General features: G+C 61.0%; 10 protein-coding genes. 2 read left to right on the top strand and 8 right to left on the bottom strand.

Annotated elements, in window-relative coordinates; genetic code table 11:
- Nucleotides 1–82: 82 nt before the first annotated feature.
- The 6 genes from DW112_RS08535 to DW112_RS08510 form a co-directional block, all read right to left on the bottom strand.
- Entirely contained in the window at nt 83–1,510 is a 1,428-nt protein-coding gene (locus DW112_RS08535; protein WP_118328772.1) for a M20/M25/M40 family metallo-hydrolase, read from the bottom strand.
- 72 nt (nt 1,511–1,582) lie between these two features.
- Nucleotides 1,583–2,368 carry an amino acid ABC transporter ATP-binding protein gene (locus tag DW112_RS08530; protein ID WP_118328771.1) on the bottom strand — a complete coding sequence of 262 codons (786 nt, stop codon included), beginning with the start codon at nt 2,366–2,368 and terminating at the stop codon, nt 1,583–1,585.
- A 22-nt stretch (nt 2,369–2,390) separates the two neighbouring features.
- Nucleotides 2,391–3,539, bottom strand: a complete 1,149-nt coding sequence (locus DW112_RS08525) for an amino acid ABC transporter permease (RefSeq protein ID WP_117640969.1) — start codon at nt 3,537–3,539, stop codon at nt 2,391–2,393.
- Between the two features lie 9 nt (nt 3,540–3,548).
- Entirely contained in the window at nt 3,549–4,475 is a 927-nt protein-coding gene (locus DW112_RS08520; RefSeq protein ID WP_117646267.1) for a transporter substrate-binding domain-containing protein, read from the bottom strand.
- Between the two features lie 256 nt (nt 4,476–4,731).
- Nucleotides 4,732–5,625 carry an aldose 1-epimerase family protein gene (locus DW112_RS08515; protein ID WP_118328770.1) on the bottom strand — a complete coding sequence of 298 codons (894 nt, stop codon included), beginning with the start codon at nt 5,623–5,625 and terminating at the stop codon, nt 4,732–4,734.
- A 79-nt stretch (nt 5,626–5,704) separates the two neighbouring features.
- Nucleotides 5,705–6,574, bottom strand: coding sequence for a hypothetical protein (locus DW112_RS08510; RefSeq protein WP_118328769.1), 870 nt, complete (start codon nt 6,572–6,574; stop codon nt 5,705–5,707).
- 251 nt (nt 6,575–6,825) lie between these two features.
- On the opposite strand from DW112_RS08510, the gene DW112_RS08505 reads away from it, so the two are divergent.
- Nucleotides 6,826–8,070, top strand: coding sequence for an MFS transporter (locus DW112_RS08505; RefSeq protein ID WP_233539654.1), 1,245 nt, complete (start codon nt 6,826–6,828; stop codon nt 8,068–8,070).
- A gap of 51 nt (nt 8,071–8,121) precedes the next feature.
- Entirely contained in the window at nt 8,122–8,568 is a 447-nt protein-coding gene (locus tag DW112_RS08500; protein ID WP_199574594.1) for a low molecular weight protein-tyrosine-phosphatase, read from the top strand.
- A 132-nt stretch (nt 8,569–8,700) separates the two neighbouring features.
- On the opposite strand, the gene DW112_RS08495 is transcribed toward DW112_RS08500, so the two are convergent.
- Together DW112_RS08495 and DW112_RS08490 are read right to left on the bottom strand one after the other, a co-directional pair.
- Nucleotides 8,701–9,030, bottom strand: coding sequence for a TIGR04076 family protein (locus DW112_RS08495; protein WP_192934641.1), 330 nt, complete (start codon nt 9,028–9,030; stop codon nt 8,701–8,703).
- A complete protein-coding gene (locus DW112_RS08490; RefSeq protein ID WP_118328768.1) occupies nt 9,023–9,847 on the bottom strand; it encodes a PfkB family carbohydrate kinase in 825 nt (274 codons plus the stop codon). Before DW112_RS08490 ends, DW112_RS08495 begins: the two co-directional genes overlap by 8 nt.
- Nucleotides 9,848–10,428: the final 581 nt, after the last annotated feature.

Raw genomic sequence — 10,428 nt, 5'->3', positions numbered from 1 at the left:
CCCTACCGGGAGTAGCGTCGAAGGTTGACAAAACTATAGGAACACCCAACGACTAACAAAGGGACTGTCGCTTTGTCACATTCTAGAGCGTTTGAAGCAGAGCGATGAAAAAGCGTACGCCCTGGAGGTAGGCGCGGCGGGTGATGCGCTCGTTGGTGCCGTGGACACCGCGCTCGCACTCGTCATCGTCTACCACAAAGGCCGAGAAGCGAATGCACTCGGGGCAAATGCGCTGGTAGTTGGCAGCATCGGTCGCGCCAATCACGGTCGAGGGAACGATACCGATAGGAGCTCCGCCCGCCGCTGATGATCCGTTTTCCTCCGTCCCCTCTGGATCACGGAAATAGCGGGCGGCGATGGCGCGGACGGTCTCGAGTCCCGGTCCGCCGATGCGCGGAGACGGCGAGGGTTCGGAGCTGCCAGGACCGAGCTCGATCTCGACACGGTCGGCGAGCCCCGCCTCGGCAACGGCGACGCGGCAGCAGGCCACGACATCGGCCACACTCGTGCCCTCGAGCATGCGGAAATTGATATTGGCCCACATATCCTGCGGCATCACGTTAGCACCGGTGCTACCGCCCTCGATTTGGGTCGGTGCACAGGTGGTGGTCACGAGCGGATAGAGCTTCTTGCTGGCGAGGCACTCGCGCACGATGGCGTCCTTGTTGGAAGCAATCTCGTCGGCCGTGTAGAGCTCCAGCTCGACGAGCTGTGCGGCAAGCAGGTCCGTGACGCGCGTCGGCCACTCGATATCGCAGATTGCGGTGATGGCACGGCTCAACACCTCGAGCGACGTGCCGCCGTAGGGGTTGGACGAATGCCCGCCCTCGCTACGCGTCCTCAACACGATATCGGCGTAGCCCTTTTCGGCCAGGTCGGCATGCATAAGCCAGCCCTCGCCCGCGCCGTACTCGGCAGCCGAAACGATACGGTAGTCACCCTCGTCGATCAGGAACTCGAGCTCAACACCGCGCTCCTCGAGCACGCGGCCGATAGCTCCAGCGCCGTACTGCGTGGTTTCCTCGTCCTGGCCAAAGGCGAGCAACAGCGAACGCTTGTGCTCCCAACCGTGCGCCAACGCATACTCAACCGCCTCGAGAATGCCTGCGACCTGATCCTTCATGTCGATAGCGCCGCGACCCCAAATGTAGGTGTCGTCCACCTGTCCGCTAAAGGGGGCGTGCGTCCAGTCGGCCTCGGTACCCGGCACCACGGGGACCACGTCCATGTGGCCCATGAGCATGACGGGTTTGAGGGCGGAGTCGGAGCCGGAAAGCGTCACCAGCAACGAACGATCGATGAGCTCAGCCTTACCCGCCGCAAATACGTGCGGCCAGGCCTGCTGCATATACGCGCGCAGGTCGTCGAAGGGCTGCCAATCCACCGCCTCGGCATCCATGCTCGAAATGGTCGGAAACGACAGCACGCGGCCCAAGCGCTCGCACGCGCCGGCCTCGTCTATATCGGCAAAATCGTCCTCATGCGCAAAGAAGCGCCAAACCTCGGCCATGACATCCTTTCGATTGTGACGACAAAGGCCGCCCCACGGGAGCGGCCCTGCAACGTAAGCGTTTGCGGTCGGTTATTTGTCCTCGAGATAACGCGAGAGGAACTCGCGGGTGCGCTGGTGCTTGGGATTGCCAAAGAGCTCGGCCGGCGCGGCGTCCTCGAGTACCACGCCCTTGTCCATAAAGACCACGCGGTCGGATACGGTTCGGGCAAAGGCCATCTCGTGCGTGACGACGACCATGGTCATGCCGTCGGCGGCGAGCTTGCGCATGACCTCGAGCACCTCGCCCACGATCTCGGGATCGAGCGCCGAGGTCGGCTCGTCAAACAGCATGATCTGCGGATTCATGCACAGGGCACGAGCGATGGCCACACGCTGCTTTTGACCACCGGACAGGCGACCCACGGCGGCGTGCGCGAACTTTTCGAGTCCCACGCTGGTCAGATGCTCCATCGCGACCTTCTCGGCCTCGACCTTGCTCATCTTTTTGAGCGTGACGGGCGCGAGCGTGCAGTTGTCGAGCACGTCCATATTGTTGAACAGGTTGAAGCCCTGAAACACCATGCCGATGTCCTCGCGCAGCTTATTGATATTGCAGCGCTCGGCCGTAAGGTCCTGGCCGTGGAACCAGATATGGCCCGCGTCCGGGGTCTCGAGCAGGTTGAGGCAGCGCAGGAAGGTCGACTTGCCCGAGCCCGAGGCGCCGATAATGGTGACGACCTCGCCGGGGTTAACGGACAGGTCGATGCCCTTGAGTACCTCGAGCGGGCCGAAGCTCTTGCGCAGGCCCTCGACGCGGATGAGCGGCTCATTGGTCTGTGCGGCGGCCGCAACGCCGGTAGTGGCGGTATCTGCCATGATGATTCTCCTCGTCTTGAGCCTAGTTGGAGCTGGGCAGCGTGGCAGGGGCCTCGGCACCGAGTTTTTTGCCAAAGGCTTCGAGCAGGCGGCTCGCCACGAGCGTCAGGATCAGGTAGACCACGAGCGCCACGCAGTAGACCTCCATCTGGCGGTAGTACACGCCGGCGACCGTGGTAGTAGCGTACATGAGGTCGAACACGCCGATGACCGAGAGCACCGACGAATCCTTGATGTTGATGATGAGCTCGTTGGTGAGCGCCGGGATCGCGTTTTTAATACCCTGGGGGAACACGACCTTGCGCATAGCCTGCCACTGCGACAGGCCCAGCGAGCGCGCTGCCTCGGCCTGGCCGGGATCGATGGACTCGATGCCGCCGCGCAGGACCTCCATCATGTAGGCGGTGGAGTTGAGCGAGATGGTGACGAGGCCGGCGGTGAAGGTACTCCAGATCTGGTTGGCCTGGGCGGTCTCGAAGCCCATGCCGCGCAGAACGGTAAAGCCCGCGTAATAGATGAGCAGGCCCTGGACCATCATGGGCGTGCCGCGCACGATGGTGGAGTAGACGGTCGCAAAGCCGCGGCCGATGCTCTTAAAGAAGCGCACCAGGTCGTTGTCTACGCGGTCGAAGGTCTGAATACGCAGGAACACAAAGAGCAGCGCCAGGAAGAATGCGATGACGGTGCCGAAGGTGGCAAGCGCGATGGTGATCTCGATGCCACGGATGAAGAAGTCGCCGCTCTTGTAGGTCATGTAGACCAAGCTCGACAAAAAGTCGCTGGGGTTGGAATCCGAGACAATGCTCACCTGCACCAGATCGATAAACGACATGACGCAGCGGTCGACAAAGAAGATCGCCGCGATGACGACCACGACATAGCTGCCCAGGCGCGCGCCGCGACGAAAACGCTCGGATGCAAACGGTGACTTTTCGCGATAGTCGCTCCAGTGCATAACCTTGGTGACGAGCGCTGCCGCCGACACGACGATCCAGGCCCAAAGAATCGCCCAAAGGCAATCCTGGAAGATGCCGGTGGGCGCCAAAAAGCTCAGCGGCGTGGGGTTGCGCTGGCTAAATGCCAAGCCGAGCGCCGCGATAACGCTCGTGCCCAGGTACACATAACGGTGGTCGGCCTTGATAAAGGAGGCCAGACGATTGATGCCTTTCATGCTGCCTCCCTATGCCGGCTGACGGTCGAGGCACGCGTCCCACATTTGGTCGCGCTCCTCTTGGCTAATGCCCTTGAGTGTCTTGTCGATGAGCTTAAGCAGTTTGTCCGAGCCCTTGCGGCAACCGACATTTGCCGTGACCTCCTGCTTAAAGCCCTCGCCCTCGGCAAAGTGGATGGGGACGATACCGGGATTTTGGGCCATATAGCCCTTTTCGTTCTCCGTGTTGTAGGTCACGGCGTCGCACGTGCCCTGCAGCAGATTCGAGAACACCGTGGGGACCGAATCGACCGGGTTCTTGTGCACAACGCCCGGAATCTCGTCGATGACGGTATCGAGCATGGTGTCCTTTTGGCCGAGCACCGTGGCACCGCTGAAGTCGCTGAGCTTGGTGGCGTTTTGGTAGGGCGAGCCCTCTTTTACGAACAGGCCAAAGTAGCCAATGAAGTACGGGTCGGAAAAGCCGACGGACTCCTCGCGCTCGGGCGTGGCGCTCATGCCGGCGATGATGAGGTCAATCTGGCCGTTGTTGAGCGAGTCGATAAGGCCCGAGAAGCTCTGCTTGACGGCAACGGGCTCGCCGCCGAGAGCCTTGCAGACGATCTTGGCGATCTGCACGTCGTAGCCATCGGCATAGGCGCCCTGCACGTTGTCGATGGGGATCGTGAACTCGCTGGCCTCGGAAACCTGCCAGTTGTACGGGGCGTAGGCCGCCTCCATGCCGATGCGGATCTTATCCTTGCCGATAACGGAATCGGACAGGTCATCGCGACCGCCGCCCGTCGTGGGCTGGACCACCTTGAGTGTGGACGGACGCTGGCAGCCGGCAAGCGCGCCGGCGACAACGGTTGCGCTCGCAGCGAGGGCGCTACCCAAGAAGATGCGACGACTGCACACCGGCTGGGCCTGCGCGTCGCGCTGTAGTCGAGGTTGCATCTGATGCCTTCCCTATGTCGTTTTGCTGACAATAAGACAGGATATACGTCAACAACCAGCAGCGCGGCATGTGCGCGAAAAATTAATAGACACACGAGGACGATTGGCACAAAGTAACCTGTCCCCATGTACCACTTGGCATGAAAAAGGCAAGGCATAGACCTTCTGGTCATGCCTTGCCTTTTTCATGCCAAATTGTCGCTCTGGGTGGCGCGCAGCGTCGACCGGTCCGTCGTTCGTTAGAACGGCGGAACCTCTAGAGCAGGGTAACGCTAAAGCTGCGAACGTCCGTCTCACCCGGTGCCAAGGTAATGGTGTTGACCTTGTGCTCAAAGACGTCGTCCTCGGTGTCCATGGTGGTGTGGCCGGTCCAGGGCTCGAGCGCCACAAACGGGGCGTCGTTGGCGGCAGACCACACGCCGATGTACTTAAAGCCCTCAAAGTCGATCTTGACGCCGTGGCCCGACTTGCGGCCGCGCAACGTGAGCGTGGAACCCGGGGCATCGGTGAACATGATGGCGTCGTTATCGAAGCTGCGGTGCGTGATGGGCAGCACGTCCGAGTTATCGGGAGCCTTGTAGCTGCCCTCGAACGTCATAAGACCGTCGGGCGTGATGATGGGGGCCTCGTTAGTCCAAGCCTCGGTAAACGCCAGCTCGTAATCCTCGAACGCCTCGTCTTCGGCACCGGGGGCGGGCACGTTGAATGCAGGATGACCGCCCACCGAGAACGGCAGGGCCACGTCGCCGGTGTTGGTGACGGCAAAGGTCTGCGTGAGCGTGGCGTCGCCGGTCAGGGCATAGGTCATGTTGAGCTTAAAGTGGAACGGGAACGCCTTGAGCGACTCGGGCGTGTCGGTGATCTCGTAGGTGACGGACGAGCCGTCCTCGGAGACCTCGACCAGCTTGTGCTCGACGATGCGCGCGAGGCCGTGGCGCGGCATCTCGCAGGTGCCAGCCGCAGACGTCGCCGTGTTGTTGCGCAGCGAGCCCACGATGGGGAACAGAATGGGCGCGTGCTTGCCCCAAAAGGCCGGGTCGCCCTGCCACAGATACTCGTTGCCGTTGAGGGCAAGGCTCGTGAGCTGGGCTCCCATGGAATCGATGGCCGCGGTAAGGCCGCCGCGCTTGATGGTGGTGACGGTGGACATGCTACTTCCTCCAAAAGTAAACAACAGTGTCGAGGGCTATTGTCCCACTCTTGGCGGCGGGGTTGAGCGACAGGTGCAGTTATTGAGCAATAGCGTAAAGGTCAAACCCGCCCTGCGGCGTGCTATCGACCGTATCGGGCGCCTGTGAATTAAAACTCACCGGAACCATGCGCTTTGAGGCACGGTAACGCGTGCCGTCGGTGGCGACGGGCGGCTCATCGACCGTGAGCTCGTAGTCGCCGGGCTTGAGCTCGATGCCGTCACCTTCGGAATTGACGTATTGGTACTCGTCGATTGCTTGTCCCTTGAGCGTGCGGCCCACGATATGGATGAGCATCTGGCTGTCGCCGCGGGCGGTGTCCCATGTCGCACCGTCCTTGACCTCGACCGACACATGCACCGAGCGCGTACGGCTGAGCGATTGCTCGACAGACATCTCGACCTTGGCGGCGTCTTTGCGCTGTTGCTCCACGTGACTCCAGACATTTCCGATCGCCGAGCAAGCGATGACGCCGGCCATAAAGGCGATGAGAATGGGGCCGAGCGGAGAGCGACGGCCCGCGTCTTCCTCGCGAGCCAGGTTGGGGCGATGAGTGGGGGCGGGCGCCTGGGCACCCTGCGCGGGCACGTCGAGTATGCTGAAGGATGCCGTGCTGCCGGGGTCGATGGTATGGCGCGGCTGTGGGGTCTTTGCCGGCGAGATCGACATATCAGCCGGCTCACCCAGCGTGGCCGTGGCATCGGCCTTTGCCTCGTCGGCCTCGGCCTGGGCCCAAGCCTGCTCGAAGGTTAGGGGTTCGGCGGCATCGGAGGCGGCTTCAGGCTCGACACCGGCATCATTGCCGGTCTCGTCCTCGTCGCTCGACACGTCACACGGCGTAGGCTCGTCCCACTCCTCGTCCGGAGCCTCGCCCTCGCTATACCACCATTCAAAGTTATCGATATCCATACGGGGCGCCCCCTTGGCCTCGCAAATAAACACTTGCTAGCCTTATACCCCCAGACGGCGCTGGAGCTCGCCGGCACAGACAGGAAAACCGTCACAACATTCGACGCTTTTCCTCGTTTTCGAGATTTTCATCGAATGTTGTGACGGTTTGGTCGACTGGCTGGCAGCGCAATGCGACAAAGGGACTGCCCCTTTGTCGCATTCTGTTAGAGTTGCAGGGATTGAATCCCGCTTATTCATGCGACATTGGAGTGACAACCTTGACCGCCGCAACCACGCCTAAAAGTAAGTCAACCGCCGCCGCGCTCTCCCCCGCGCGCACCAGGCTCTGCCTAGCGCTGCTCGTGCTGCTGGGATTCTCGCTCGGCTGCTCCGAGTTCGTGGTCATCGGCATCGAAAGTGACTTGGCGACGGAACTCGGCATATCGCTTGCCGCTGCGGGCCAGCTCATCAGCGTTTTTGCACTGGTCTACGCCATCGCGACGCCGGTGCTTGCGCTCAGCACGGGGCGCTTCCGTCGTTACCAGCTGCTCGTGTGCTACAGCATTATCTTTGTGCTCGGCAATCTGGTCATGGCGTTGGCGCCCAACTTCCAGGTACTGTTTATCTCGCGCATTGTCCTGGGATCCGTCTCGGGCGCACTGCTCGCCGTGGGCGTGACGTACATCCCCGAGCTGCTGTCCCCGCAGCAAACTTCGCTTGCCATCTCGGTCGTGTACGGCGCGTTTTCCGTGGCGATGGTCTTTGTGACCTCGATTGGCAAGTTTGTGGCCGACACGCTCGACTGGCACGTGGCCATGTACGGTACGCTGACCTTTGCCGTTTTGATCTGCGGAGCGCTCGTGGCGTTTATGCCGCGCGCCGGACAGACCGACGAACCCGCTACCTTCCGCGAGCAGGCGGGTCTGCTACGCGAACCGAGCATCATCACCGGCATGCTCATCTTTTTGTTTGGCGTGGGATCAGTCTATGTGTTCTACGGCTACGTGACGCCTTATCTTGAGCAGGTGCTGGGCATGGGCACTGTTCAGGCGAGCACCACGCTTATGGCCTACGGCGTGTTCTGCCTGGTCTCGAACATCTTGGGCGGATGGATCGACGCGCGCTTTGGCATGAAGGCGCTGCTTGTGACGTTTGTGCTGCAAGCTGCGGCGTTACTCGGGCTGTTTGCCGTGGGCGACACCATGCCGCTCGCGCTGGTCTTTGTCTTTAGCCTAGCGCTGCTCATGTACCTGTTCTCGGTGTCATGCATCACGCACTTTATGGACGTGGCGCGCAGCCGCCATCCCAAATCGATGGTACTCGCGAGCTCGGTAGAACCCATGGCGTTTAACGTCGGCATTTCGTTTGGCACCGCAGTGGGCGGCGCCGTGGTGAGCAGCGTTGGCATTGCCTACGTTGGCGCGGTTGGTGCCGCGTTCTCGCTTGTGGCCTGGGCGCTTACGCTGGTGACGATTAAGCTGGCTCGCTGGGAGCGCAAGCGGGCGAGGGCGTAAGCGCAGATGCGATACTCGAGCTCGATGATGGCGATCGAAAGGAAACCGCATATGCAACGTGTACTGTTTATCTGCCATGGTAACATCTGCCGCTCGACGATGGCTGAGTCGGTGTTTACCGAGCTCGTGCGCCGCGCTGGGCGCGAGGCGGAGTTTGTCATCGATTCCGCAGCGACCTCAACTGAGGAGATCGGCAACCCGCCGCATCATGGCACGGTCGCCAAGCTGCGCGAAGTCGGGATTCCCGTCGTTGCGCACCGTGCCCGCCAGGTGCGTCGAGCAGAGTATGGCAACTGGGACCACATTGTCTATATGGATGCTGAGAACGCGCGTGGCCTGCGTCGCATCTTTGGCGACGACCCCGACGGCAAGATTACGCGCTTGCTCGATTGGACCGGGCGCCCCGGCGACGTGGCCGATCCCTGGTACACCGGCAATTTCGATGCCACCTACCGCGACGTGCTCGCCGGTTGCGCCGCTATGCTCGAGCAGCTGTAGGAAAGCGAGGTCGCAGGCCACGCCTTCGGCGCGAAACGAGCGTGGATAATCTCCCGCATGAAAAATGAGCGTGGATTTTCTCCCACTTTGAGCATTCAAGTGCGCTCTAAACGGGAGAAAATCCACGCTCACCTATTCGTCGACGATCTCGGCAAGCCAGACGTTGAGGGTGTCGACCTCGGGGCAGCAGAACTTTGCCGTACCAGGCTCGTTGCCAGGCACGGTTCCGCCATAGCGCAGGATATCGATATAGGGAAAGCCCACATGGCAGGCCATGGCGCACATCTTGCCGCGGTCTCGGTCGAAGTCAAAAACGTCGCCCGGCTTGTGACCATGGTGGCAGCGGCACGCACCTAGCTGGTCCACGCAGCTCACGCGGATACGCGGACGCTTGCCACGCGGCGCGCCGAGCGGCTTGTTCTCGCCCGCAGGCTTGACGCCGCCCTCGCCAGCATTACTCATGGTCGATCACGTCCAAGCAGGCCTCGATGGGCAGGCCGGCCGACTTGTCCTCTTGATCGGCATTGCGCTCGATAAGCTCAGCCACCACGCGCATGGCATCGGACGTCGCGCGCTGCAGACTCCAACCTGCCATAACGCGGCCGACGAGCACTGCCGAGAACGTGTCGCCCGTACCCGGGAAATAGACCGGAATGAGCTCAAAGGGAATCGTGAAGTACTCCCCCGCTACATGGTCGTAACCGATAACCGCGTTCGTGCCATTGACCACGGCGCTCGTAATGACCACCGACTTGGCACCCAACTCGCGCACGGCGTCCACAAGGGCGCGGGCCTCATCGGGCGTGATCTGCTCTGCAATAGGCGTATCGGCGAGCAGACAGGCCTCGGTGTAGTTGGGCACCGCGTAGTCTGCGCACTCCAGCAGGTGCCGCATGAGGCCAATCGTGGACTCGGGCACGCCGGCATAGAGCTTGCCGTTGTCACCCATGATGGGATCGACGAACACCTTGGTGCCCTTTTGCGCACGGCGGTGGCAAAAGTCCGAGATGATGCGCGTCTCTTCCTCGGTCACGATAAAGCCGGTCGAGATGGCGTCGAACTCAAAGCCGAGCTCCTCCCAGATAGCGAGGCTTTGGCACACGTACTCGGTGGTGTCGTAGATGTAGAACTTGGGGTAGTTGAGCGTGTCGGAAACGAGAGCCGTCGGCAGGTTGTGGATGCGATAGCCCATGTGCGACAGCACCGGCAGCATGGCGGAAAGCGCGACCTTGCCGTAGCCGCACATATCGTTAATCAGCAGCAGCTGAGTGTTCTTCATGAATGTCCCCCTTGGGTCGGGCATGGCGCGACGGCACCACAGTGCAACCAAGTGTAGCGCAGGGAACGTTGTGAGCGGAGGTGAGCGGTGCGAAGTGCAAATTGTTGCGGAAAGGTTTCGGAAATGGGGGCTGTTTGCTCCATGGCGGCCTAGTTAATGCTACTCATATAGCGGCCTTGCCAAAAACTATGCCTATTTACTACGTTTAACCGCCCGCCTCTAACCACAACGAATTTCTCTCCAACAAAACCGCAGGTAGATAGCTTGCGTTTTTTCAGAAACAGCTGTTGTGGTCAGTGATGCTGGATTCATCGTAGTAATTAGGCATAGTTTTTGGCAAGGCCGCTTCGAAAGGCATCATCGCGGCCCAAAGTAATCCCTTTTCCTCCGTCCCCAAGGGATCACATGCACCGAAGCGGACCGTGGCGGAATCACATGTTGAGGACGGACAGCGAAAACGCTCCTAAGCGAGCAAGGTGGCGTGAAAGAGGAGGGCATAGGCCTTGTGGCCATGCCCGACGATTGAACGCCAGATTGCCGCTTAGGAGCGTTTGCAGCGTCGAGCGGTTACGGCGTTTGGT

This window comes from Collinsella sp. AM09-41, from assembly GCF_003473245.1.
Lineage (GTDB): Bacteria > Actinomycetota > Coriobacteriia > Coriobacteriales > Coriobacteriaceae > Collinsella.
Note: the sequence above shows the minus strand (reverse complement) of the source record. Positions and strands in the feature narration are given on the sequence as shown.